Genomic DNA, 23139 nt, shown 5'->3' with positions numbered 1-23139 from the left:
CCGTAGGATCGTCGGCGTGGGTGCCGCGGCGGGGATCGTGCTGGCCGGGGGCCGGTCGTCGCGGATGGGCACCCCGAAGGCCGACCTCGCCTGGCACGGGTCCACGCTGCTGCACCGCACGACCGCCCTGCTCGCCCGCGTCGTCGACGGCCCGGTCGTGGTGGTCGCCGCCGCCGGGCAGGTGCTGCCCGCGCTCCCCGGCGGCGTCGAGGTGGTCACCGACCCGGTCGAGGGTCTCGGCCCGCTCGCCGGGATCGGGGCCGGGCTGGCCGCGGTCGCCGACCGGGCCGAGGTGGCGTTCGCCTGCTCCACCGACCTGCCGTTCCTGCACCCCGCGTTCGTGCGCCACGTCCTGCGGGCGGTGGTCCCCGGCGTCGACGTGGCGCTGCCGCACGCCCGCGGGTTCCGCCAGCCCCTCGCCGCGGCCTACCGCACCTCGCTCGCCCCGCTCATCGCGGCGCTGCTCGCGGACGGCAAGCGCCGACCCGGCATGCTCTACGACCGGTGCGCGGTGGCCGTCCTCGACGACGGCACCCTGCTCGCCGACCCCGACCTCGCCCGCCTGGACCCCGACCTCGACTCGCTGACCAACGTCAACGCCCCCGACGACTACGCCGCCGCCCTCGCCGTCCCGGCCCCGATCGTGCGGTTCGGGCTGCGCACGGTGCGCGCCGCGACCGTCGGCGAGCTCGGCGCGGGCGCGGTCCTGCTCGACGGACGGCTGGTCGAGGACCCGCTGACCCCGCTCGCGACCGGGGACCTCGTCAGGGCTGCGGCAGGTTCTGCACGTGCTGGAACCCGAAGCGACCCTTGATGCACAGGTGCCCGTGCGTGACGGAGTGGTCGGCCGGGCTGGTGACGTTGACGATCTCGCCCTGCTGCACGTGCAGCTCCAGGTTGCAGCCGACGCCGCAGAACGAGCAGATCGTGGTGGTCACGGTCTCGGACTCGGGGTGCCAGTCGCCGTCCTCGCGCAGCTCGTGCTCGCGGACCGACTTCAGCGCCCCCGTCGGGCACACCCCGATGCAGTTGCCGCAGTACACGCAGGCCGACTCCGGCAGCTCCGCGTCGAACTCCGTGGCGATGCGGGCGTCGAAGCCGCGGCCGGCCGCGGAGATCGCGAACGTGAACTGGGCGTCGGTCCCGCAGGCCTTGACGCACTTGTAGCACATGATGCAGCGCGAGTAGTCGCGCACGTAGAGGTCGTTGTCGATCTTCACGGGCTGTGCGACGGTCTCCGCGGTGGAGCCGTCGGGTGCGCGGTGGTGGCCCGCGTGGCGGGTGTCGCGGTCGGTCGAGGGCGGGGCGGGCGGGCCGTAGCGCTCCGCGTCGACGCCGTAGTCGTCCATCCAGCGGGCGACGTCGGCGCTCGCCTGGCTCAGGTCGGCCGACGAGGCCAGCAGCTCCAGCACCATCCGGCGGCTGTGGCGCACCTTCTCGGTGTCGGTGCGCACCACCATCCCGTCCTCGACCTTCCGCGCGCACGACGGCACGAGGACCCGCGAGTTCTCCACCTCGACCACGCACGCGCGGCAGGCGTTGATCGGGGTGAGGTTGGGCGCCCAGCACAGCGTCGGGGTGTCGGCCTGCGCGGGCGTGCCCTGCTCGTGCAGGGCGTCGAGGATCGTGGCGCCCTCGGGCACGCGCATCTCGGTGCCGTCGACGGTGACGGTGACCATCCGCCCGATCGTCCCGAGCATCACCGGAGCAGCCATCAGTGGGGCACCTTCCCGTTGCGCGACCCGTTGGGCGAGGACTCGGGCGGGCCGTCGAGCAGCCCGAGCGCCAGCGCCGACTGCACCGCGGCGGGTGCGGTGTGCCCGAGCCCGCAGATCGAGGCGTCCGCCATGACGCGGGCGAGGTCGCCGAGCAGCACCAGCTCCGGCCCGCGCGGTGCGCCGCGCTCCAGCCGGGCCAGCGACTCCTCCTGCCGGACGGTCCCCACCCGGCACGGCACGCACTGCCCGCACGACTCGTCGCGGAAGAACGCGGCGATGCGCCGCAGGATCGCGGTGAGATCGGTGGCGGTGTCGAACGCCAGCACGACGCCCGAGCCGAGCGTCGCACCGATCTCCCGGGCGCCCTCCAGCGTCAGGACGACGTCGAGCTGGTCGGGCAGCACGAACCCGCCCGCCGCGCCGCCGAGCAGGACCGTGCGCAGCTCCCCGGTGACGCCGCCCGCGAGCGCGAGCAGCTCGCGCAGCGTGGTGCCGAAGTCGACCTCGTAGACGCCCGGGACGCCGACCGCGCCGGAGACGCAGAACAGCTTCGACCCGGTGGAGCGCCCGCCGCCGACGGTGGCGAACTCGGCCCCGCCGACGTCGAGGACGCCGAGGACGTTGTAGAGCGTCTCCACGTTGTTGATCACAGTGGGCCGGCCGAACAGCCCCTTCACCGACGGGAACGGCGGCTTGTTGCGCGGCTCCCCGCGGAACCCCTCGATGGAGTTGAGCAGCGCCGTCTCCTCGCCGCAGATGTACGCGCCCGCGCCCCGCCGCAGCTCGACGTCGAACGCGAACCCGGCGCCGAGCACGTCGTCGCCGAGCAGCCCGGCCGCCCGCGCCTGCTCGATCGCGTGCTGCAGCCGCCGCGTCGCGAGCGGGTACTCGCCGCGGATGTAGAGGTACCCGCGCGCGCACCCGGTGGCGTACCCGGCCACCGTCATGGCCTCGATGAGCCCGAACGGGTCGTGCTCCATCAGCACGCGGTCCTTGAAGGTGCCGGGCTCGGACTCGTCGGCGTTGCACACGAGGTGGTGGGGCTGCTCGGGTGCCCGCGCGACCCCGTCCCACTTGACGCCGGTCGGGAACGCCGCGCCGCCGCGTCCGGTCAGCGAGGACTCCGACACCTCGGCGATCACCCGTTCCCGTCCCAGCTCGACGGCCCGGGCCAGCGCCGTGTACCCGCCGTGCTCGCGGTAGCTCGCGAGGCTCGTCGGGTCCACCACCCCGACCCGCCGCAGCAGCCGCAGCTCCGGCGAGCCGGCCTGCGGCACGCTGCGGCGGGGATCGGCGAACGCGGTGTCGGCGGAGGGGGCGGGGTCGGCGGAGAGGGTGGGGTCGGCAGGGATGGCGGCGGCCCGCTCCAGTGCGGTCCGGACGTCCGCGGCGGTGGCCGGGGCGAGGCTCACGTCGGGCTGCGCGGTGAGCTGCAGCAGCACGGCGGGCGCCCGCTCGCACAGGCCCAGACAGGGGCTGCGCACCACCGCGACCCGCGGGTCCCCGCCGTCGCCGAGCGCGTCCAGGACCTCCTCGCCGCCCGCGGCGCCGCACGCGATGTCGTCGCAGACGTGCACGACGTGCGGGGGCCGGGGCTCGGTGGCGAACATCGCGTAGAACGTGGCCACGCCGTACACGTCGGCGGGCGGGACCGACAGCGTGCGCGCGACGTGGGTGAGCGCCCCCTCGGTGATGTGCCCGACGGCGTCCATCACCGCGTGCAGCGCCGGCAGCAGCAGGTGGCGGCGGCCGCGGGCGGCGTGCCCGGCGTCGGCGAAGTGGACGTCGTGGCGGATGCGGTCACCGGTGGCCCGGGCGTGCTCGGCCACCACCGCCTCGACCGCATCCCGCTCGACGGCGCTCGCCACGGCTCCCGACAGACGAAGATCCACTCACACTCCCCGCTCGACCGTGCACACGTCCGTCAGCCGCCCGCCACCGGCAGGGTCGCCGGCCGCTCCGCCTCGGCGACCCGCTCGATGCGCACGGCCGTCGCCTTGAACTCCGAGGTGCCCGACTTCGGGTCCCACGCGTCGTTCGTCAGCACGTTGACGTCGACCTCCTCGGAGAAGTGCGGGGTGAAGCTCGCGAGCCCGGGCCGCAGCGAGGGGTCGAACGCCACCGGCGCCTCCACCGAGCCCCGCCGCGACGTGACGCGCACGCGGTCGCCGTCGGCGATGCCGAGGCGGGCCCCGTCGGCGGCGTCCATCCGCAGCGCCTCGCGGCGGCGCAGCGGCGAGGCGTAGCCCCCGGTCTGCACCCCGGAGTTGTAGGCGTCGAGCACCCGGACCGTGGTGAGGCGGATCGGGTACTCGGGCGTGAGCGTGTCGACCGGCGGTACGTGCTCGACCGGTGTGAACGGCGCCGCCTTCCCGCGCGCCTCGCCGGACTCCCACAGCCGCGCGTGCATGAGCGGCGTGCCCGGGTGGTCCAGCGACGGGCACGGCCACTGCAGGCCGCCGAGCGCGTCGAGGCGCTCGTAGCTCATGCCGTGGTGCCAGTTCAGCGACAGCGACCGCAGCTCGTCCCACACCTGCTCCGCGGTCGGCTCGCCCCAGCTCTGCCCCAGCCGGTCGGCGATCGCGCAGATGATGTGGGTGTCCGGACGCGCGAGCCCGGGCGGGTCGATCGCCTTGCGGACCCGCTGCACCCGCCGCTCGGAGTTGGTGACGGTGCCCTCGTACTCGCACCAGTCGGCCGCCGCGGGCAGCACGACGTCGGCCATGTCGGCCGTGGCGGTGCGGAAGATGTCCTGGACGACGAGGTGGTCGAGCCCCTCCAGCAGGTGCCGGGAGTGGGTGGCGTTGGCCTCGGACTCCGCCGGGTTCTCCCCGATGCAGTACAGCGCCCTCAGCTGCCCGGTCTCCATCGCCTCGAACATCTGCGACAGGTGCATGCCCGGCGTCGTCGACAGGGTGGTGCCCCACGCCCGCCCGTAGCGGGCCCGCGCGACGTCGTCGCCCACGTCGTAGCCGCCGGGGAGCTTGGCCGGGATCGCCCCCATGTCGCCGCCGCCCTGCACGTTGTTCTGCCCGCGCAGCGGCACCAGGCCCGAGCCGTAGCGGCCGACGTGCCCGGTGAGCAGCGCCAGGTCGATCAGCGCGAACACGTAGTCGGCGGCGTTGTGGTGCTCGGTGATGCCGAGGGTCCAGCACAGCTGCGCGCGCTCGGCGGTGGCGTAGGCGTGGGCGAGCTCGCGGATCAGTGCGGCGTCGACGCCGGTGATCTCCTGCGCCCGCTCGAGCGTGTAGGGCTCGACCGTGGCCCGGTACTCCTCGAAGTGCTCCGTGGCGGTGCGCACGAACTCCTCGTTCACCAGCCCCGCGTGGATGATCTCGCGGCCGATGGCGTTGGCGAGCGCGATGTCGGTGCCGACGTCGAGCCCGAGCCACGCGTCGGCCCACTGCGCCGTGGACGTGCGGCGCGGGTCGACCGAGTACATGCGGGCGCCGTTCTTCAGCCCCTGCAGCACGTGGTGGAAGAAGATCGGGTGGGTCTCACGCGCGTTGGAGCCCCACAGGACGAGCAGGTCGGCGTGCTCCGCCTCGACGTAGGACGAGGTGCCGCCACCGGCTCCGAACGTGGCCGTCAGACCGACGACCGAGGGAGCGTGTCAAGTGCGGTTGCAGGAGTCGACGTTGTTCGACCCCATCACCGCCCGCGCGAACTTCTGCGCGGTGAAGTTCATCTCGTTGGTGGCCTTGGAGCAGCTGAACATCCCGAACGCCTCGGGCGCCACGCCCCGGAACCCGGCGGCGGCGCGGTCGAGCGCCTCGTCCCACGTGGCGGGCCGGAGAACGCCGTTCTCGCGGACGAGAGGCTCGGTGATCCGGACGTGACGGGGACGGCGGCGGCGCATCGTCGGTCCTTCCAGCGGGAACAGGACTACCGTTGGCCACGATAGATGATCGTGGGTGTCCTGCGTCACTGGAGGAGAGAATGGGTCGGCTCAGCATCCGCAGGCCGGTGGTCCGGATCGGGCCGGGCGGGGCGCAGCGGACGCTCGACACCCTGGCCGCCGAGGAACCGCTGGAGCTGCGCGTCGACGGCAAGCCGCTGTCGGTCACCATGCGCACCCCCGGCCACGACGTCGAGCTGGCGCACGGGTTCCTGCTGACGGAGGGGGTGCTCGGCAGCGCGGCCGACATCGCCACCGCCCGCTACTGCGACTCCTTCGACGACGACGGCCGCAACACCTACAACGTCCTCGACGTGGGGCTCGCTCCCGGCGTGCAGCCGCCGGACGCCAGCATCGAGCGCAACTTCTACACGACGTCGTCGTGCGGGGTGTGCGGGAAGGCGAGCCTCGACGCCGTCCGCCTCAAGACCCGCTTCTCCCCAGCCGCCGACCCGGTGACCGTCACGCCCGCGCTGCTCAGCGCCCTGCCCGACCGGCTGCGCGCGGCCCAGAAGCTGTTCGACACCACCGGCGGCCTGCACGCCGCGGGCCTGTTCACCGCCGACGGCGAGCTGCTCGTCGCCCGCGAGGACGTCGGCAGGCACAACGCCGTCGACAAGGTGCTCGGGTGGGCCCTGCTCGACGGCCGGGTCCCGGCGGCGGGCACGGTGCTGATGGTGTCCGGGCGGGCGTCGTTCGAGCTGGTGCAGAAGGCCGTGATGGCCGGGGTGCCGGTGCTCTCGGCGGTCTCGGCCCCGAGCTCGCTCGCCGTGGAGCTGGCCGAGGACGCGGGCGTCACGCTGGTCGGGTTCCTGCGCGGGGAGACGATGAACGTCTACGCCGGGGCCGGACGCGTCGACGTGACCTGAGCCTGCGGATCCGGCCCGGCGCCACCTGCGACCATGACGCGGGGCAACGGACCGGGGAGGTCGGATGGCGGGGCGGAACGGCGGCGGTGGCGCGCCCACGCTGGAGTCGGTGGCCGCGCGGGCCGGCGTCTCCCGGGCCACGGCGGGCCGGGTGCTGTCCGGGTCGACGAAGGTCGGGCCGCAGGCGCGCGAGGCCGTGCTCCGGGCGGCCGCGGAGCTGCGCTACGTGACCAACCGGGCGGCCCGCTCGCTGATGACGCGGCGCAGCGACTCGATCGCCTTCGTCGTCGCCGAGTCCGAGGACCGGTTCTTCGCCGACCCCTACTTCTCGCAGGTCCTGCACGGGGCGCACGGGGTGGTGGCCCGCCACGACATGCAGCTGGTGTTCGCCGTGGTCAGCGGCGACGACGTCGAGCGGCAGCGCTTCGAGCGGTTCGCCCTGGGCGGGCACCTCGACGGCGCGATCCTGGTCTCCCTGCACGGCGACGACCCGCTCCCCCGCCGCCTGCAGGACGCCGGGGTGCCGGTCGTGCTCTCCGGGCGCCCGTTCGCGCACGAGTCGCGCACCCCGCTCACCTACGTCGACGCCGACAACGTCGGCGGGGCGATGGCCGCGGTGCGCCTGCTCGCGCAGCTGGGCCGCAGGCGGATCGCGACGATCACCGGTCCGCTCGACATGGCCGCCTCCGTCGACCGCGTCGACGGGTTCCGCGCCGAGCTGGCCGCCCACGACGTCGTCGACGCGGGGGCGGCCGACGGCGACTTCAGCATCGCCGGGGGCCGGCGCGCGATGCTCGACCTGCTCGCCGCCGACCCCGCCATCGACGGCGTGTTCGCCGCGAACGACCTGATGGCGGCCGGTGCGCTGCAGGCCGTGCGGGAGTCGGGGCGCCGCGTGCCCGAGGACGTCGCGGTGGTCGGCTTCGACGACTCCGCGATCGCGGCGTCGGCCCAGCCCGCGCTCACGACGGTCCGCCAGCCGATGGTCGAGATGGGCCGCACGCTGGCCACGCTGCTGCTCGACCAGATCACCCACGGCGGCGAGCCCCAGGCCCCGGTGATCCTGCCGACGGAGATCGTCCGCCGCGACTCCGCGTAGACCGCGTGGAGCGACCTCGTGAGAGCGCTCTCTTGACTTCTCACCCCATCGGGTCCACTCTCCTCCTCACGGTGTGAGCGCGCTCTCACGCAACGCGCCCACCGCCGACGACGCCGCCGGCACTGGAGGACATCGCGATGACCGTTCGGAAGAAGACCACCGCAGCACTCGCCACCGCCGTGGCGGGCACGCTGCTGCTCGCCGCCTGCGGAGGCGGCGGGTCGGCGCCCGCCGAGGGCGGCCCGGTCGAGCTGACCGTCAGCCTGTTCGGGACCTTCGGCTACGAGGAGCTCGGCCTGTTCGACCGCTACGAGGCCGAGAACCCGGGCATCACCATCACCTACGAGTCCACGCAGGGCGAGGACAAGTACTGGCCCGCGCTGCAGACCCGGCTGGCCTCGGGCAGCGGCGTCGCCGACATCCAGGGCATCGAGGTCGCGCGCATCGCCGACGTCGTCGCCAACCAGCAGGACCTGTGGACCGACCTGCGCGACACCCCGGCCGCCGACTCCATCGCGAACTACGTGGAGTGGAAGGAGCCCGCCGCCACCACGGCCGACGGCGCCGTGCTCGGCCTCGGCACCGACATCGGCCCGATGGGCATCTGCTACCGGTCCGACCTGCTCGCCCAGGCCGGGCTGCCCACCGACCCCGCCGCCCTCTCGGCCCGCCTCACCAGCTGGGACGACTACCTCGCCCTCGGCCGTGAGTACCAGGCCGCCGCCCCCGCCGGCAGCGCGTGGATGGACTCCGCGGGCGGGTTCTACAACGCGATCATCTCCACCGAGCAGGAGATCTACTACGACGCGGCCGGCGCGCTGGTGCACGAGACCAACCCCGCCGTGCGCAGCGCGTTCGACACCGCCGCCGCGGCCGGCCAGGCCGGGCTCATCGCCCGCCTCGAGCAGTTCGTCGACCCCGGTTGGGACGCGGGCTTCGCCTCGGGCAGCTTCGCCACCATCGCCTGCCCGTCCTGGATGATCGGCTACATCAAGGGCAAGGCCGGTGACGCCGGCGCGGGCCTGTGGAACGTCACGACCCTTCCCGGCGGGGCCGGCGGCAACTGGGGCGGCGCCTACCTCGGCATCCCGGCCTCCAGCGAGCACGTCGAGGAGGCCGCGAAGCTCGCCGCGTGGCTCACCGCCCCCGAGCGCCAGGCCGAGGTCTTCGCCTCCGCCGGCAACTTCCCGTCGACGACGGGCGGCATCGAGATGGTCGCCGACGCCACCGACCCGTGGTTCAACGACGCCCCGATCGGCCAGATCTTCTCCACCTCGACGCAGAACGCCCCGGTGCAGATCCTCGGCCCGGAGGACGGCGTGATCAAGAGCGCGATGGTGCAGGCGCTGCTGTCGGTCGAGGCCAACGGGGTCGCCCCCGCGGACGCCTGGAACTCCGCACTCGCCGACGTGAACAACCAGGTCGGCTGATCGTGTCGACCCCGCTCCGTCCGGCTCCCGGGGTGCGTACGCCCCCGGGGGCCGGGACCCCGTGGCGCACCCGGCTGTTCCAGGTCGAGGAGCGCTCCGCCCCCTACGCCTACGTCGCCCCGTTCTTCCTGCTCTTCGCCGCGTTCGGGCTGTTCCCGCTGATCTACACCGCGTGGATCAGCCTGCACTCCTACCGGCTCGGGTCGGACATGGAGTGGCTGGGGCTGGACAACTACACCTGGCTGCTGTCCAATCCGGAGTTCTACAACGCGCTGTGGAAGACGTTCACCATCGGCGTCCTGTCGACGGTGCCGCAGCTCGCGCTGGCACTGGGCCTCGCGCACCTGCTCAACTACCGGATGCGGGGCCGCACCTTCTTCCGCGTCTCGATGATCATGCCGTACGCCACGTCGGTGGCGGCCGCGGCGCTGGTGTTCGCGCAGCTCTTCGGCCGCGACGCCGGGGCCGTCAACTGGCTGCTCGGCATCGTCGGCGTCGACGCGGTCGACTGGCGCAACGGCGACTGGACGGCCCAGGTCGCCATCTCGGTCATCGTCATCTGGCGCTGGACCGGCTACAACGCCCTGATCTACCTGGCCGGCATGCAGTCGATCAGCCAGGACCTCTACGAGGCCGCCGCGCTGGACGGGGCGAGCCGCTGGCAGCAGTTCCGGCACGTCACGCTGCCCGGACTGCGGCCGACGATCCTGTTCACGATCGTCGTCTCGACGATCGGGGCCAGCCAGCTCTTCGGCGAGCCGCTGATCTTCGGCGGCGGGAAGCCCGACGGCGGCGCGCTCGGGCAGTACCAGACCCTCGGGCTGTTCATGTACCAGCAGGGCTGGACCTACGGCAGCCTCGGCCGCGCCGCGACCGTCGCGTGGGTGACCTTCCTGCTGATCATCGTGCTGGTCCTGGTCAACACCCGGCTGGCGAAGCGGAGGGCCCCGAAGTGACCGCGACCCTGGAACGACCGCCCGTCACGCCGGTGCCGCCGGCGACGTCGCGCAAGCGGCTGCGCCGCAACGACTCCGCGGGTCCGCTGAGCTACGTCCTGCTCGGGGTCACCGCGTTCGTCTTCCTCGTCCCCTTCTACTACATGATCGTCGCGGCCAGCCGGCCGATGGCGGAGATGAACCGGACGCCGCCGCCGCTGACGCCGGGCCCGGACCTGTGGTCCAACATCGTCAAGGCGATCGACTCGCAGGACATCGGCCTCGCGCTGGTGAACTCCACGATCGTCTCCGGCGTGATCACGGTCAGCACGGTGCTGCTGTGCACCCTGGCCGGCTTCGCGTTCGCCAAGCTGCGCTTCCGCGGCCGCGCGACGCTGTTCGCGGTGGCGCTGGGCACGATGATGATCCCGCCGAGCCTCGGCGTCGTCCCGCTCTACGCGCTGATGGCGAACCTCGGGCTGGCCGGCGAGCTCAGCTCGGTGATCCTGCCGTCGCTGGTGGCGGCGTTCGGGGTGTTCTTCATGCGTCAGTACCTCGTGCAGACGCTGCCCGACGAGCTGCTCGACGCGGCGAAGGTCGACGGGGCCACCTCCCTGCGGACGTTCGTCTCGATCGTGCTGCCGATCGCCCGCCCGGGCATGGCGGTGCTCGCGATGCTCACGTTCATGACGGCCTGGAACGACTTCTTCTGGCCGGTCATCACGCTCAACTCGTCCAACCCCACCGTCCAGGTGGCCCTCAACAACCTCGGCAGCGGGTACGTCCCGGACACCTCGGTGATCATGGCGGGCACCCTCGTCGGGACGCTGCCGGTGATCGTGGTCTTCCTGCTGCTGGGCCGTCAGATCGTCGGCGGCATCATCGCCGGCGCCGTGAAGGGATGACCCGCTTGACCACCACGCACCCGGTGACCAGCACGCACGCAGGGCCGGTCACCGCACCGCTGACGTTCCCGACCGGCTTCCTGTGGGGCTCGGCCACCGCCGCGTACCAGATCGAGGGGGCCGCCGCGGAGGGCGGGCGCACGCCGTCGATCTGGGACACCTACTCCCACACCCCGGGCCGGGTGGTCGACGGCGACACCGGGGACGTCGCCGTCGACCACTACCACCGCTTCCGCGACGACGTGGCCCTGATGGCCCGGCTCGGCCTCACCTCCTACCGGTTCTCGGTGTCCTGGTCGCGGATCACGCCGCAGGTCACCGCCGACGGGCTGGGCCCGGTGAACCCCGAGGGGCTGGCGTTCTACTCGGACCTGGTCGACGCCCTGCTGGCCGCCGGCATCACCCCGGCCGTCACGCTCTACCACTGGGACCTCCCGCAGGCCCTGGAGGACGCGGGCGGCTGGACCTCCCGGGCGACGGCGGAGCGGTTCGCCGAGTACGCCGGCGTGGTCGCCGCGGCGCTGGGTGACCGGGTGCGGCTGTTCATCACGCTCAACGAGCCGTGGTGCACCGCCTACCTCGGCTACGCCAGCGGCGTGCACGCGCCGGGGCGCACCGAGGACGCCGCGGCGCTCGCCGCGGTGCACCACCTCAACCTGGCCCACGGCCTCGGCGCGGCCGCGATCCGGGCGGCCGTGCCGGACGCCCGGATCTCGATCAGCCTGAACCTGGTGTGGGTGCGCCCGGAGACCGACTCGCCGCTCGACGCCGACGCCGCCCGCCGCGTCGACGGTCTGCAGAACCGGGTGTTCCTGGACCCCCTGCTGCGCGGCCGCTACCCCGCCGACGTGCTCGCCGACACCGCGGGCGTCACCGACTGGGGGTTCGTGCGGCCCGGTGACCTGCAGCTCGTCGCCGCGGGGGGCGTCGACGTGCTGGGGGTGAACTACTACTCCCCCACCGTCGTGCGGCACTGGACGCGGGAGCGGCCCAAGGAGTACGCCGACGGCCACGGCGACGGGGCGGCGAGCCCGTGGATCGCGTGCGAGGACGTCGAGTTCCCGTTCCGCCCCGGCCGCAAGACCGACATGGGCTGGGGCATCGACCCGCGCGGGATGACCGAGCTGCTGGTGCGGATGGCCCGCGAGGCACCGGGCCTGGATCTGCTGGTCACCGAGAACGGGGCCGCGTTCCCCGACGTCGTGGGCCCGGACGGCCGCGTCGCCGACCCGGACCGCCGCGAGTACCTGCGCACCCACATCGCCGCGGTGCACGCCGCGATCACCGCGGGCGCGCCGGTGGTGGGGTACTGCGTGTGGTCGCTGCTCGACAACTTCGAGTGGGCCTGGGGCTACGGCAAGCGCTTCGGGATCGTGCACGTCGACTACACCACCCAGGAGCGCACGGTGAAGGACAGCGCCCTGTTCTACGCCGACGTGATCCGGGCCAACGCGGTGCAGCCCTAGACCCCGCCCGTCGCGTCCGGGGCGGCCACCGAGCCCGGTCGACCCCGGTCACCGGGTGCCGGTGGCGGGCGCGCCGGTCAGGTCAGCGCGCCGCGCAGGGCCGCGAGCTGCGCCAGCGCCTCGTCGGGGTCCTCCGCCGCGGGGATCAGCACCACCGTGTCGGCGCCCGCGTCGCGCAGGGCGTCGAGGGAGCGGCGGGCGGCGGGCCCGGAGACCGTCAGCTCGTCGAGCCAGGAGTCGGGCAGGTCCCCGGCCGCGACCGGTGCCGTCACGTCGAGGTCACCCCACTGCCCGGACGACCCGCCGTCGCGCAGGCCGTCGGCCACCAGCGCGCGGACGTCGTCGCGGTCGGGGGCGGCGAAGGCGTACACGGTGACGTGGTGGGCGTCGGTGCGCCCGGCCTCCGCGCGACCCTCGTCGATGCGCTCCCGCGCCCGGCGCACGTAGGACGGGACCGACAGCTCGGTGAGCACCGTGCCGTCGGCGACCCGCCCCGAGACGCGCAGCGACCGCGGGCCGCGCACGCCGGTCGCCACCGGCGGGACGACGGGTGGCGGGAACTCCAGCGCGACGTCGTCGAGGTGGACGTGGCGGCCGTCGACGGTGACCCGCTCCCCCCGCAGCAGCGCCCGCACCGCCGACGTCGTCTCCTCCAGCGCCGCGAGCTGCGAGGAGGGGAACGCGCCGATCTGGTGCATCCACGAGGTGACGCCGTGCCCGATCCCCGCGCGCAGCCGCCCGGGGAACATCCGCGCCAGCGCGGCGATCTCCAGCGCGGTCGCCGCCGGGTTGCGCATCACGGCGGGCAGGACGCCCAGGCCCACCGCGATCCGCTCCGTGGACGCCAGCGCGACCGCCCCCGCGGCGACCCCGCCGGCGTAGAAGCAGTCCTCGACGACCCACAGCTCGTCGAAGCCGAGCCGCTCGACGCCCCGCGCGTAGGCGGCGGTGTGCTCCGGGAGCACCTCCCGCCGCAGCATCGCTCCCAGCCGCACCCGACACCCCCCGTGAACGAACCGGACCCCCGTCGAACCTAGCCGACGGGGGTCCTGTCCAGGGGTGCGGTCAGACGCGGAAGCCGAGCGCCCGCAGCTGCTCGCGGCCGTCCTCGGTGATCTTCTCCGGGCCCCACGGCGGCATCCAGACCCAGTTGATCTTGATGTCGTTGACCAGGCCGCCGGTGCCGCCCCCGGTCAGCGCGGAGCGGGTCTGCTCCTCGATGACGTCGGTGAGCGGGCAGGCCGCGCTGGTCAGGGTCATGTCGATCGTGGCGACGCCGTCGGTGGCCTGGATGCCGTACACCAGGCCCAGGTCGACGACGTTGATGCCGAGCTCGGGGTCGACCACGTCGCGCATGGCCTCCTCGAGGTCGTCGACCGACGGGCCGTCGGCCGCGGCGGGCGGCTCGGGCATGCCCGCCGCCCCGCGGACGACGTCGTCGGACCCGGTCGTCGCCGCCCCGGTCGTCTCGGTCGTCTCCGCCGTCTCGGTGGTCTCGCTCATGCCGTTGCCTCCTTGGAATCGCCGACCCGGATGACCGCGTCCTTGAACGCCATCCACCCGAGCAGCGCACACTTGACCCGCGCCGGGTATTTCGCGACGCCGGCGAACGCGACGCCGTCGCCGAGCACGTCCTCGTCGGGCTCGACCTTGCCGCGCCCCTGCGCCATCTCCTGGAACGCCTGGAGGATCTTCATCGACTCGCCGACGGACCGGCCGACGACGAGGTCGGTGAGCACCGACGCCGACGCCTGGCTGATCGAGCAGCCGAGCGTCTCGTGCGAGACCTCCGCCACCGTGTCGCCGTCGAGCCGCACCCGCAGGGTGATCTCGTCGCCGCAGGTCGGGTTGATCTGCATGGACTCGGTGTCGTACGGCTCGCGCAGTCCGGCACCGTGCGGCGTGCGGTAGTGGTCCAGGATGATCTCCTGGTACATCTGTTCGAGCTGCATCTACGCCACCCCGAAGAACTCGCGGGCCGCCTGCACGCCCTCGACCAGAGCCGTGACCTCGTCCGGCGTGTTGTAGACGTGGAACGACGCCCGGACGGTGGCGGCCACCCCGAAGCGTCGGTGCAGCGGCCACGCGCAGTGGTGCCCGACGCGGATCGCGACACCGCGGTCGTCGAGCACCTGGCCGACGTCGTGCGCGTGCACCCCGTCGACGACGAACGCCACGGCGCCGCCGCGGTCGTCGGTGGTGACCGGGCCCAGCACGCGGACCCCGGGGATCGCCGACAGGCCCTCGATCGCGAGAGCGGTGAGCTCCAGCTCGTGGGCGTGCACCGACTCCATCCCGATCTCGTTCAGGTAGTCGACGGCCGCCGCGAGGCCCACGGCCTGCGACGTCATCGGCACCCCTGCCTCGAAGCGCTGCGGCGGCGGGGCGTAGGTCGACCCCTCCATCCGCACCATCTCGATCATCGACCCGCCGGTGAGGAACGGCGGCATCGCGGCGAGGAGCTCGGCACGCCCGTAGAGCACGCCGACCCCGGACGGCCCGAGCATCTTGTGCCCGGAGAACACCGCGAAGTCGACGCCGAGCTCGGTGAGGTTGACCGGCATGTGCGGCACCGACTGGCAGGCGTCGAGCAGCACCAGCGCGCCGACCGCCTTCGCCCGCCGGGTCAGCTCCTCGACCGGGAGGATCGTGCCGAGCACGTTGGACTGGTGCGCGAACGCGACGATCTTCGTGCGCTCGGTGATCGGGTCGCTGTCGAGGTCGATGCGACCGTCCTCGGAGACCTCGAACCACTTCAGGACGGCTCCGGTGCGGCGGCACAGCTCCTGCCACGGCACCAGGTTGGCGTGGTGCTCGAGCCCGGTGACGACGATCTCGTCGCCCGCGCCGATCTCGAAGCGCTCCGCGCCCGGGAAGCCCGCGGCGTTGCCCATCGCGTACGCCACGAGGTTGATGCCCTCGGTGGCGTTCTTGACGAACACGACCTCGCCCGGGTCGGCCCCGACGAACGCGGCGATCCGCGCGCGGGCCGACTCGTAGGCGTCGGTGGCCTCCTCGGCGAGCTGGTGCGCGCCGCGGTGCACGGCCGCGTTGTGCTGCTCGAGGAAGCTGCGCTCCGCGTCGAGCACCTGCCGCGGCCGCTGCGCGGTGGCCCCGGAGTCGAGGTAGACCAGGGGCCGACCCCCGCGCACGGTGCGCGCGAGGATCGGGAAGTCCGCCCGGATCTTCTGGACGTCCATCAGACGGCAGCAGCCTTCGTGAACCGCTCGTACCCGTTCTTCTCCAGCTCGTCGGCCAGCTCGGGGCCGCCGGACTCGACGACCCGGCCACCGGCGAAGACGTGCACGACGTCGGGGCGGATGTGCTGCAGGATCCGCGTGTAGTGCGTGATCAGCAGGACGCCGGTCTCGCCGCCCGCGCGGTAGCGGTTGACGCCGTCGGAGACGACGCGCAGGGCGTCGACGTCGAGGCCGGAGTCGGTCTCGTCGAGCACCGCGAACTTGGGCTTGAGCAGCGAGAGCTGCAGCACCTCCTGGCGCTTCTTCTCGCCGCCGGAGAAGCCCTCGTTGACGTTGCGGTCGACGAACGCGGGGTCGATGTCGAGGTCGGCCATCGCGCCCTTGACCTCCTTGACCCAGGTGCGCAGCTTCGGCGCCTCGCCGCGGACCGCGGTGGCCGCGGAGCGCAGGAAGTTGGCCGTGGACACGCCGGGGACCTCGACCGGGTACTGCATGGCGAGGAACAGGCCGGCGCGGGCGCGCTCGTCGACGCTCATCGACAGCACGTCGACGCCGTCGAGCAGGATCTCGCCGGAGGTGACGTCGTACTTCGGGTGCCCGGCGATCGCGTAGGCGAGCGTGGACTTGCCCGAGCCGTTCGGCCCCATGATCGCGTGGGTCTGGCCGGACTCGATCGTCAGGTCGACCCCCGTGAGGATCTCCTTGGTGCCGCCGTCGACCGCGATCGAGACGTGCAGGTCCTTGATCTCCAAGGTGGACATGTGTGAGTGCTCCGTGTGTGGTGGTGTCAGACGCCGACGACGGCGAGCTCGGCCTCGACGGCCGCCTCCAGCCGTTCGCGCAGGTCGGGCAGGGTGATCTTGGACAGGATCTCGCCGAAGAAGCCGCGCACGACCAGGCGCCGGGCCGCGTCCTCGGGGATGCCGCGGCTCTGCAGGTAGAACAGCTGCTCGTCGTCGAAGCGGCCGGTGGCGCTGGCGTGCCCGGCGCTGACGATCTCGCCGGTCTCGATCTCCAGGTTCGGCACCGAGTCGGCGCGGGCGCCGGTGGTGAGCACGAGGTTGCGGTTGAACTCGAAGGTCTCGGTGTTCTCCGCGGCCGCGCGGATCAGCACGTCGCCGATCCAGACGGTGTGGGCCCCGTCGCCCTGCAGGGCGTTCTTGTAGAGCACGTTGCTCGTGCACTGCGGCACGCCGTGGTCGACGAGCAGCCGCTGCTCGAGGTGCTGGTTCGCGTCGGCGTAGCCCAGGCCCAGCAGCTCGGCGTCGCCGCCGGGGCCGCGGTAGTTCACGGTCGACACGATGCGCACCAGGTCTCCGCCGAGCTGCACGGCGACACCGCGCAGCGTGGCGTCGCGGCCGATCGAGAAGTGGTGCGAGCCCGTGTGCACGGCGTCGTCGGCCCACTCCTCGGTGACCACGAGGTGCAGCGTGGAGCCGTCGGCCAGCACGACCTCGAGGTTGTCGGCCAGCGTGCCGGAGCCGCTGTTCTCCACGACGACGGTGGCGACCGTGTGCGGGGTCGTGCGGATCTGCACGTGCCCCACCGCGACCGCGCCCTCGCCCGGGCCGGTGACCGAGATCGTCACCGGCTCGGGCGTGCCGTCGAGGGTGACGACGGTGGCCTCGGTGAACGCCGACCACGCCGCGGCGGCGATGCGGTCGGCGGGGACGCCGCCCTCGCCGATCCGCGCGTCGTCGCGGCCGACGGTCTCGACCGCCACGCCCGCCGCACCGGCGTCGCCCACCGTGACCGTGGCCGACGCCTCGAACGACGTGGTCTCCCACAGGCCGCGCAGGCGGCGCTTCGGCGTGAAGCGCCAGTTCTCCTCGCGGCCGCTGGGGACCTCGAAGGCGTCCACGTCGTAGGCGGTGAAGCGCTCGCTCGCGCTGGCCAGGGGCTTGGAGCCCATGCCCTTCTTCGCGCCGGCCAGCTCGGGGGCGAGGCCGGAAACTACGTCGGTCATCCGACCGAACCCTCCATCTGCAGCTCGATGAGCCGGTTGAGTTCCAGGGCGTACTCCATGGGCAGCTCGCGCGCGATGGGTTCGACGAATCCGCGCACGACCATGGCCATGGCCTCGTCCTCGGTGAGCCCGCGGCTCATCAGGTAGAACAACTGGTCTTCGCTCACCTTGGAAACGGTGGCTTCGTGCCCCATCGAGACGTCGTCGTTGCGGACGTCGACGTAGGGGTAGGTGTCGGACCGGCTGATCGTGTCGACGAGCAGCGCGTCGCACTTCACCGTGGACCGGGAGTGGTGCGCGTTCGGGTTGACGCGCACGAGCCCGCGGTAGGACGTGCGGCCGCCGCCCCGGGCCACCGACTTGGAGATGATCGTCGAGGACGTGTGCGGCGCGAGGTGCGTCATCTTGGCGCCGGCGTCCTGGTGCTGGCCCTCGCCCGCGAAGGCGATGGAGAGCACCTCACCCTTGGCGTGCTCGCCCATCAGCATGACGGCCGGGTACTTCATGGTGACCTTGGAGCCGAGGTTGCCGTCGACCCACTCCATGGTGGCGCCCTCGTAGGCCTTGGCCCGCTTGGTCACCAGGTTGTAGACGTTGTTCGACCAGTTCTGGATCGTCGTGTAGCGGCAGCGGCCGCCCTTCTTCACGATGATCTCCACGACCGCCGAGTGCAGCGAGTCGGAGCTGTAGATCGGCGCCGTGCAGCCCTCGACGTAGTGCACGTAGGCACCCTCGTCGACGATGATCAGCGTGCGCTCGAACTGGCCCATGTTCTCGGTGTTGATCCGGAAGTAGGCCTGCAGCGGGATGTCGACGTGCACGCCCGGCGGGACGTAGATGAACGAGCCGCCCGACCACACCGCGGAGTTGAGCGCGGAGAACTTGTTGTCACCGCTGGGGATGACCGACCCGAAGTACTCCTGGAACAGCTCCGGGTGCTCCTTGAGCGCCGTGTCGGTGTCGAGGAAGATGACGCCCTGCTCCTCGAGGTCCTCGCGGATCGAGTGGTAGACGACCTCGGACTCGTACTGCGCCGCCACACCGGAGACCAGGCGGGCCTTCTCGGCCTCGGGGATGCCCAGCTTGTCGTAGGTGTTCTTGATGTCGGCGGGCAGGTCGTCCCAGGTGGCGGCCTGCTTCTCCGACGAGCGCACGAAGTACTTGATGTTGTCGAAGTCGATGCCCGACAGGTCGGAGCCCCAGCGCGGCATCGGCTTCTTCTCGAACATGTCGAGGGCCTTGAGGCGGAAGTCGAGCATCCACTGCGGCTCGCTCTTGAGCGCGGAGATGTCGGCGACGACATCGGCGGACAGCCCGCGTCGTGCGGTGGCGCCCGCGGTGTCCGGGTCGGCCCAACCGAAGTCGTAGCGGCCGAGCGAGTCGATCGTCTCGTCCTGCGTCATCGGTACTTCTGGAGCTGTCGTCATTCGGGCTGTCTCCCTCTCGGGATCGTGGTGGTTGTCGTGCTCCGCCGGATCTCGGGAGGATCCAGAGGGACGTGGGTGGTGCACGCGGAATCTCCGCGGGCGATGGTCGCGAGGCGCTGCACGTGGGTGCCGAGCAGCTCCGCGAAGGCGTGGGTCTCGGCCTCGCACAGCGCCGGGAACTCGGCCGCGACGTGCGCGACCGGGCAGTGGTGCTGGCACAGCTGGACGCCGTGCCCGCCGGGGCCGGTGCCCGCCGACCGGGCCTGGGCCGCGTAGCCGCGCGCGGTGAGCACGTCGGCCAGTGCCTCGACCCGGGCGTCGGCGCCGTGCGCCGCGGTGACCGTCGCGATGCCGTCGCCGAGGAGCTCCTCGACGCGGCTCTGCGCGAAGCCCTCGACGGCGTCCGGGCCCCCGTGCTCGGCCAGGTAGCGCAGCGCGGCGACCGCGAGGTCGTCGTAGCCGTGGCCGAAGCGCGCCCGGCCGGCGTCGGTGAGCAGGTACTGCCTCGGGGGACGCCCCCGGCCGCGCGGGCCCCGGCGGGGGGCGTCGCGCACGTCGGCCTCGCCGTCGGCGAGGAGTGCGTCGAGGTGCCGGCGCACGGCGGGCGAGGACAGCTCCAGCGCCGCGGCGACGTCGGCCGCGGTGATCGGTCCCTGCTCCATGAGCAGGCGGGCGACCGACTCGCGGGTGCGACCGTCGGTGGGCCCCCCCGCCTGGACGGGCACACCGACGGTCCCGAGAACGGGGGTGCCGGTTGTTTTCACAACGCCAGTGTTGCCTATATCGCCGAGGACGGCAAAGGCACCCCCCGCCACGGGTGAGGCGCTTCACGTCGCGGCAGGTCGATACGCTCCCGGCATGGCCGCACCCGGGGTGGACGACACGATCGTGGACGAGGGTCCGCCGTCGCCGCCCGCGCGCGACCCGAGCCGCACCGCCCGGCTGTTCGGGCTCGTCGGGTCGCTGCTGATGGCGGGGGGCGCGCTCGGGTCCGGCGCCCTGCCCGTCCCCAACCCGCTGTTCGGCATCCGGGTGCTCAGCCTGCCCAGCCGCAACGCCACGGTCGCCATCGCCATCACCTACGCCGGCATCGGCATGGTCGTGCTGGCCTGGCTGTGGATCGGCAAGATGCTGCGCGAGAACGGCGCCGTCGCCCCGGCCCCGACCCGGGCCCAGCTCGGCCGCACCGCGGTGCTGTGGGCGATCCCGCTCGCGCTGGCGCCGCCGCTGTTCTCCCGCGACGTCTACAGCTACCTCGCGCAGAGCGCCACGCTGGCCCGCGGGCTCGACCCGTACACGCTCGGCCCGGCCGAGGCGTTCGGCGTCGACGACCCGCTGGTGCGGTCCATCCCCACGATCTGGCGCGACACCGGCGCCCCGTACGGCCCGTTCTTCCTCGTGCTCGGCCGCGGGATCACCGCGCTCACCGGCAACGACATCGTCGCCGGGGTGTTCGCGCACCGGGCGCTGGCCCTGGTCGGCGTGGCGATGATCGTGTGGGTGCTGCCGAAGCTCGCGCGGCGCTGTGGGCTCGACGTTGGGCTCGCGATGTGGCTCGGCGTCGCCAACCCGCTGGTGCTGTTCCACCTGGTCAGCGGCATGCACAACGAGTCGCTGATGGTCGGCCTGATGCTCGTCGGGTTCGAGGTGGGCCTGCGCGCGGGCGAGCGCTGGTGGGATCCGCACCTGCTCGGCGGCGGCGTGCTCATCGTGCTGGCCTCGGCGGTGAAGCTGCCCGCGCTGCTCGCGCTGGGGTTCCTCGGCATCGAGTGGGCGCGGCGGCGCGGCGGGCGGGTGCGCGACGTCGCGATCGCGGCCGCGCTGTTCACCGCGATCGCGGCGCTGGTCTACGCGGTCTTCGGCTACGGCACCGGCCTGGGCCTGCGCTGGCTCGACGCGCTGGGCGCGCCCAGCCTGATCCGCAGCTGGCTGTCGATCTCCACCGACTTCGGGCTGCTCGGCGGGCAGGTCGGCATCATCCTCGGCGGCCTGGGCGACCACACCGACGCCGTGCTCTCCCTCACCCGCGCGGCCGGGCTGGTGCTGGCCGCGCTGCTGGCCGGGTGGCTGATGCTCGCCGTGCTGCGCGGGCGGCTCGACGCCATCACCGGCATGGCCGCCGGGATGGCCGCGGTCGTGGTGCTGAGCCCGATCGTGCACCCCTGGTACCTGCTCTGGGCGGTCATCCCGCTGGCCGCCACGAAGGCGATGCCCAAGGCGCGGCGGGCGATGCTGGTGATCTCCGGCATCCTCGCGATCGTCGTGCCGCCGACGGGGGCCGACTTCAACTTCCGCGCCTACCAGCTGCCCATGGCCATCATCGCCGGGCTGCTGGTGCTCGCACTGTCCCTGCTCGTGGTGCGGCGCAGCCTGGCCGGGCGCACCGGGGTCGACGTCGACGCCTGGCCGGGGCGCGTCCCGGCGGGTCGCCCTCAGGACACCCCGGGGGCACCTCTCTAGACTCACCCCCGTGAGTCCGCACCCCGCCGTGTCCGTCCGTGGCCTGGTCAAGCGCTACGGCCGGACGACCGCGGTCGACGGGCTCGACCTCGAGCTGCCCGCCGCCTCCGTGCTGGCCCTGCTCGGGCCCAATGGCGCGGGCAAGACCACCACCGTCGAGGTGTGCACCGGGTTCGCCACCGCCGACGCGGGCGAGGTGCGGGTGCTCGGCGTCGACCCGGCGGGGGCGCCCGACGCGCTGCGCGCCCGGATCGGGGTGATGCCCCAGGGCGGCGGCGCCTACCCGGGCGTGCACGCCGGGGAGATGCTGCGGGTGGTCGCGGCCTGCGCCGCCCACCCCCTCGACGTCGGCTGGCTGTCCGGGGTCCTCGGGCTCGACTCCTGCGGGCGCACCCCCTACAAGCGCCTCTCCGGCGGGCAGCAGCAGCGGCTCGCGCTCGCCTGCGCGGTCGTCGGCCGGCCGGAGCTGGTGTTCCTCGACGAGCCGACCGCAGGCATGGACCCCCAGGGCCGCCGCCTGGTCTGGGACCTGATCTCCGCGCTGCGCCGCGACGGCGTCGCCGTCCTGCTCACCACCCACCTCATGGAGGAGGCCGAGGCGCTGGCCGACGACGTCGTGATCGTCGACGACGGCCGCGTCGTCGCGCACGGCACACCGGCCGTCCTCACCGCGGGCGAGCAGCAGGAGCTGCGCTTCCGCGCCCGCGCCGGGATGGACCTCGACGGTCTGCGCGCCGCCCTGCCCGACGGCTACGGCGCCGCGGAGCCGATCGCCGGCCGCTACCTCGTGCAGGGCCGGATCAACCCGGCGGTGCTGTCGGTGATCACCTCGTGGTGCGCCGAGCAGGGCGCGCTCGCCGACGACGTGCAGGTCGCCCGGCGCAGCCTGGAGGACGTGTTCCTCGAACTGACCGGCCGGGAGCTGCGCACATGACGTCGTCGATGTACTCCTCCCCGCAGGGCCGGTTCGTGGCGGGCACGTTCAGCCCGCGTCCGGGTCCGGGCGCACCGCTGAGGATGCTCCGCGCGCAGGCCGGCACCGAGCTGCGGCTCGCGCTGCGCAACGGCGAGCAGGTGCTGCTGACGCTGCTCATCCCGATCGTCCTGCTGGTCGGGCTCACGCTGCTCGACCTCGTGCCGCTGCCGGAGCCGCGCGTCGCGAGCGTCACGCCGGGGGTGCTGGCGCTGGCGGTGATGTCCACGGCCTTCACCGGGCAGGCGATCGCGTTCGGCTTCGACCGCCGCTACGGCGTGATCCGCCGCCTCGCCGCCACCGCACTCCCCCGCTGGCTGCTCGTGGCGGGCCGCCTGGTCGCGGTGCTGGGGATCGTGGCCGTGCAGATGGTCGTGCTCGGCGTCATCGCCGCGGTCCTGGGCTGGCGCCCCGCCGGCGCCGGACCGGCCTGGGCGGTGCTGCTCGTGCTGCTCGGGTCGGCGGCCTTCGGGGCGCTGGGCATCCTGCTCGGCGGCACCCTGCGGGCGGAGGTCACCCTCGCCGTCGCCAACGTCGTGTGGTTCGTGCTGCTGCTCGCCGGCGGCATCGTCGTCCCGGTGGCCCAGCTCCCCGGCCCGCTGGCCGCGGTGGCGTCGGCGCTGCCGTCGGGTGCGCTGGCCGAGGGCCTGCGCACCGTGCTCACGACCGGCGCACCGCCCGGCCTCACCCCGGTGCTGGTACTGGTGGCCTGGGCGGTGGCGGCCGGGCTCGCGGCGACGCGGCTGGTCAAGCTGCGCTGACCCCCGGCGACGGGCGGGCCGCCCGCGCCCCG

At 73.3% G+C, this 23139-nt stretch carries 21 protein-coding genes; 10 read left to right on the top strand and 11 right to left on the bottom strand.

Annotated features, from left to right (window positions below; genetic code table 11):
• Nucleotides 1-16 precede the first annotated feature (16 nt).
• Nucleotides 17-814 (top strand): molybdenum cofactor guanylyltransferase, encoded by a 798-nt coding sequence (gene mobA / locus H6H00_RS23100; RefSeq protein WP_221775636.1) that lies wholly within the window; start codon nucleotides 17-19, stop codon nucleotides 812-814.
• Here mobA and H6H00_RS23095 read toward each other — a convergent pair.
• The 3 genes from H6H00_RS23095 to H6H00_RS23085 are packed head-to-tail and all read right to left on the bottom strand — an operon-like array spanning nucleotide 765 to nucleotide 5577.
• Nucleotides 765-1715, bottom strand: a complete 951-nt coding sequence (locus H6H00_RS23095) for a 2Fe-2S iron-sulfur cluster-binding protein (protein ID WP_185717801.1) — start codon at nucleotides 1713-1715, stop codon at nucleotides 765-767. The genes mobA and H6H00_RS23095 overlap by 50 nt on opposite strands.
• Nucleotides 1715-3610 carry an NAD(P)H-dependent oxidoreductase subunit E gene (locus H6H00_RS23090; RefSeq protein ID WP_185717800.1) on the bottom strand — a complete coding sequence of 632 codons (1896 nt, stop codon included), beginning with the start codon at nucleotides 3608-3610 and terminating at the stop codon, nucleotides 1715-1717. The genes H6H00_RS23095 and H6H00_RS23090 overlap by 1 nt, the downstream gene beginning before the upstream one ends.
• Nucleotides 3611-3642: 32 nt before the next feature.
• Nucleotides 3643-5577: a molybdopterin oxidoreductase family protein gene (locus tag H6H00_RS23085; protein ID WP_185717799.1), complete on the bottom strand. Its 1935-nt coding sequence runs from the start codon at nucleotides 5575-5577 to the stop codon at nucleotides 3643-3645.
• 80 nt (nucleotides 5578-5657) lie between these two features.
• On the opposite strand from H6H00_RS23085, the gene fdhD reads away from it, so the two are divergent.
• The 6 genes from fdhD (at nucleotide 5658) to H6H00_RS23055 (ending at nucleotide 12320) form a co-directional block, all read left to right on the top strand.
• On the top strand, nucleotides 5658-6485 hold the full coding sequence (gene fdhD, locus H6H00_RS23080) for a formate dehydrogenase accessory sulfurtransferase FdhD (protein ID WP_185717798.1): 828 nt from the start codon (nucleotides 5658-5660) through the stop codon (nucleotides 6483-6485).
• A 64-nt stretch (nucleotides 6486-6549) separates the two neighbouring features.
• Nucleotides 6550-7584, top strand: a complete 1035-nt coding sequence (locus H6H00_RS23075; RefSeq protein WP_185717797.1) for a LacI family DNA-binding transcriptional regulator — start codon at nucleotides 6550-6552, stop codon at nucleotides 7582-7584.
• A gap of 137 nt (nucleotides 7585-7721) precedes the next feature.
• Nucleotides 7722-9014 carry an ABC transporter substrate-binding protein gene (locus H6H00_RS23070; RefSeq protein ID WP_185717796.1) on the top strand — a complete coding sequence of 431 codons (1293 nt, stop codon included), beginning with the start codon at nucleotides 7722-7724 and terminating at the stop codon, nucleotides 9012-9014.
• A 32-nt stretch (nucleotides 9015-9046) separates the two neighbouring features.
• Nucleotides 9047-9970 carry a carbohydrate ABC transporter permease gene (locus tag H6H00_RS23065; RefSeq protein ID WP_185717795.1) on the top strand — a complete coding sequence of 308 codons (924 nt, stop codon included), beginning with the start codon at nucleotides 9047-9049 and terminating at the stop codon, nucleotides 9968-9970.
• The gene (locus H6H00_RS23060; RefSeq protein WP_255425328.1) at nucleotides 9967-10854 is read left to right on the top strand and encodes a carbohydrate ABC transporter permease; all 888 of its coding nucleotides are present in this window, start codon (nucleotides 9967-9969) and stop codon (nucleotides 10852-10854) included. The genes H6H00_RS23065 and H6H00_RS23060 overlap by 4 nt, the downstream gene beginning before the upstream one ends.
• The gene (locus tag H6H00_RS23055; RefSeq protein WP_185717794.1) at nucleotides 10851-12320 is read left to right on the top strand and encodes a GH1 family beta-glucosidase; all 1470 of its coding nucleotides are present in this window, start codon (nucleotides 10851-10853) and stop codon (nucleotides 12318-12320) included. The genes H6H00_RS23060 and H6H00_RS23055 overlap by 4 nt, the downstream gene beginning before the upstream one ends.
• A gap of 77 nt (nucleotides 12321-12397) precedes the next feature.
• Here the strand turns inward: H6H00_RS23055 and H6H00_RS23050 are convergent, their stop codons facing one another.
• The 8 genes from H6H00_RS23050 to H6H00_RS23015 all read right to left on the bottom strand — a co-directional run bounded on the left by H6H00_RS23050 (nucleotide 12398) and on the right by H6H00_RS23015 (nucleotide 19638).
• Entirely contained in the window at nucleotides 12398-13315 is a 918-nt protein-coding gene (locus H6H00_RS23050; protein ID WP_255425326.1) for an LLM class flavin-dependent oxidoreductase, read from the bottom strand.
• Nucleotides 13316-13385: 70 nt separating this feature from the next.
• Complete coding sequence (locus tag H6H00_RS23045; RefSeq protein WP_185717793.1) at nucleotides 13386-13823, bottom strand: metal-sulfur cluster assembly factor; 438 nt, start codon at nucleotides 13821-13823, stop codon at nucleotides 13386-13388.
• Entirely contained in the window at nucleotides 13820-14272 is a 453-nt protein-coding gene (gene sufU, locus H6H00_RS23040; protein ID WP_185717792.1) for a Fe-S cluster assembly sulfur transfer protein SufU, read from the bottom strand. Before sufU ends, H6H00_RS23045 begins: the two co-directional genes overlap by 4 nt.
• Nucleotides 14273-15520: a cysteine desulfurase gene (locus H6H00_RS23035; protein ID WP_185717791.1), complete on the bottom strand. Its 1248-nt coding sequence runs from the start codon at nucleotides 15518-15520 to the stop codon at nucleotides 14273-14275. It abuts the gene before it with no gap.
• Nucleotides 15520-16281 carry a Fe-S cluster assembly ATPase SufC gene (gene sufC / locus H6H00_RS23030; RefSeq protein ID WP_185717790.1) on the bottom strand — a complete coding sequence of 254 codons (762 nt, stop codon included), beginning with the start codon at nucleotides 16279-16281 and terminating at the stop codon, nucleotides 15520-15522. The genes H6H00_RS23035 and sufC overlap by 1 nt, the downstream gene beginning before the upstream one ends.
• A 26-nt stretch (nucleotides 16282-16307) precedes the next feature.
• Nucleotides 16308-17432, bottom strand: a complete 1125-nt coding sequence (sufD, locus tag H6H00_RS23025; protein ID WP_255425863.1) for a Fe-S cluster assembly protein SufD — start codon at nucleotides 17430-17432, stop codon at nucleotides 16308-16310.
• 50 nt (nucleotides 17433-17482) lie between these two features.
• Complete coding sequence (gene sufB / locus H6H00_RS23020) at nucleotides 17483-18889, bottom strand: Fe-S cluster assembly protein SufB (RefSeq protein ID WP_439653248.1); 1407 nt, start codon at nucleotides 18887-18889, stop codon at nucleotides 17483-17485.
• A 20-nt stretch (nucleotides 18890-18909) separates the two neighbouring features.
• Complete coding sequence (locus tag H6H00_RS23015; RefSeq protein ID WP_379539970.1) at nucleotides 18910-19638, bottom strand: helix-turn-helix transcriptional regulator; 729 nt, start codon at nucleotides 19636-19638, stop codon at nucleotides 18910-18912.
• A gap of 133 nt (nucleotides 19639-19771) precedes the next feature.
• Between H6H00_RS23015 and mptB the strand changes: the two genes are divergently transcribed.
• Genes mptB through H6H00_RS23000 form a run of 3 tightly spaced genes read left to right on the top strand, consistent with a single transcriptional unit; the run spans nucleotide 19772 to nucleotide 23107 of the window.
• Entirely contained in the window at nucleotides 19772-21373 is a 1602-nt protein-coding gene (gene mptB, locus H6H00_RS23010) for a polyprenol phosphomannose-dependent alpha 1,6 mannosyltransferase MptB (RefSeq protein ID WP_185717787.1), read from the top strand.
• 10 nt (nucleotides 21374-21383) lie between these two features.
• The gene (locus H6H00_RS23005) at nucleotides 21384-22307 is read left to right on the top strand and encodes an ABC transporter ATP-binding protein (protein WP_185717786.1); all 924 of its coding nucleotides are present in this window, start codon (nucleotides 21384-21386) and stop codon (nucleotides 22305-22307) included.
• Complete coding sequence (locus tag H6H00_RS23000; RefSeq protein WP_185717785.1) at nucleotides 22304-23107, top strand: ABC transporter permease; 804 nt, start codon at nucleotides 22304-22306, stop codon at nucleotides 23105-23107. The genes H6H00_RS23005 and H6H00_RS23000 overlap by 4 nt, the downstream gene beginning before the upstream one ends.
• Nucleotides 23108-23139 lie beyond the last annotated feature (32 nt).

Source organism: Pseudonocardia petroleophila (assembly GCF_014235185.1).
Classification (GTDB): Bacteria; Actinomycetota; Actinomycetes; order Mycobacteriales; family Pseudonocardiaceae; genus Pseudonocardia; species Pseudonocardia petroleophila.
The sequence above is the reverse complement of the archived record's forward strand: the minus strand, read 5'-3'. Positions and strand labels throughout refer to the sequence as shown.

Bases quoted from the DNA above. Each gene is read 5' to 3' on its own strand.
- H6H00_RS23095 (WP_185717801.1), bottom strand. From the start codon at position 1,715: ATGGCTGCTCCGGTGATGCTCGGGACGATCGGGCGGATGGTCACCGTC.
- fdhD (WP_185717798.1), top strand. From the start codon at position 5,658: ATGGGTCGGCTCAGCATCCGCAGGCCGGTGGTCCGGATCGGGCCGGGC.
- H6H00_RS23075 (WP_185717797.1), top strand. From the start codon at position 6,550: ATGGCGGGGCGGAACGGCGGCGGTGGCGCGCCCACGCTGGAGTCGGTG.
- H6H00_RS23070 (WP_185717796.1), top strand. From the start codon at position 7,722: ATGACCGTTCGGAAGAAGACCACCGCAGCACTCGCCACCGCCGTGGCG.
- H6H00_RS23055 (WP_185717794.1), top strand. From the start codon at position 10,851: ATGACCCGCTTGACCACCACGCACCCGGTGACCAGCACGCACGCAGGG.
- H6H00_RS23045 (WP_185717793.1), bottom strand. From the start codon at position 13,823: ATGAGCGAGACCACCGAGACGGCGGAGACGACCGAGACGACCGGGGCG.
- sufU (WP_185717792.1), bottom strand. From the start codon at position 14,272: ATGCAGCTCGAACAGATGTACCAGGAGATCATCCTGGACCACTACCGC.
- H6H00_RS23035 (WP_185717791.1), bottom strand. From the start codon at position 15,520: ATGGACGTCCAGAAGATCCGGGCGGACTTCCCGATCCTCGCGCGCACC.
- sufC (WP_185717790.1), bottom strand. From the start codon at position 16,281: ATGTCCACCTTGGAGATCAAGGACCTGCACGTCTCGATCGCGGTCGAC.
- sufD (WP_255425863.1), bottom strand. From the start codon at position 17,432: ATGGGCTCCAAGCCCCTGGCCAGCGCGAGCGAGCGCTTCACCGCCTAC.
- sufB (WP_439653248.1), bottom strand. From the start codon at position 18,889: ATGACGCAGGACGAGACGATCGACTCGCTCGGCCGCTACGACTTCGGT.
- mptB (WP_185717787.1), top strand. From the start codon at position 19,772: ATGGCCGCACCCGGGGTGGACGACACGATCGTGGACGAGGGTCCGCCG.
- H6H00_RS23000 (WP_185717785.1), top strand. From the start codon at position 22,304: ATGACGTCGTCGATGTACTCCTCCCCGCAGGGCCGGTTCGTGGCGGGC.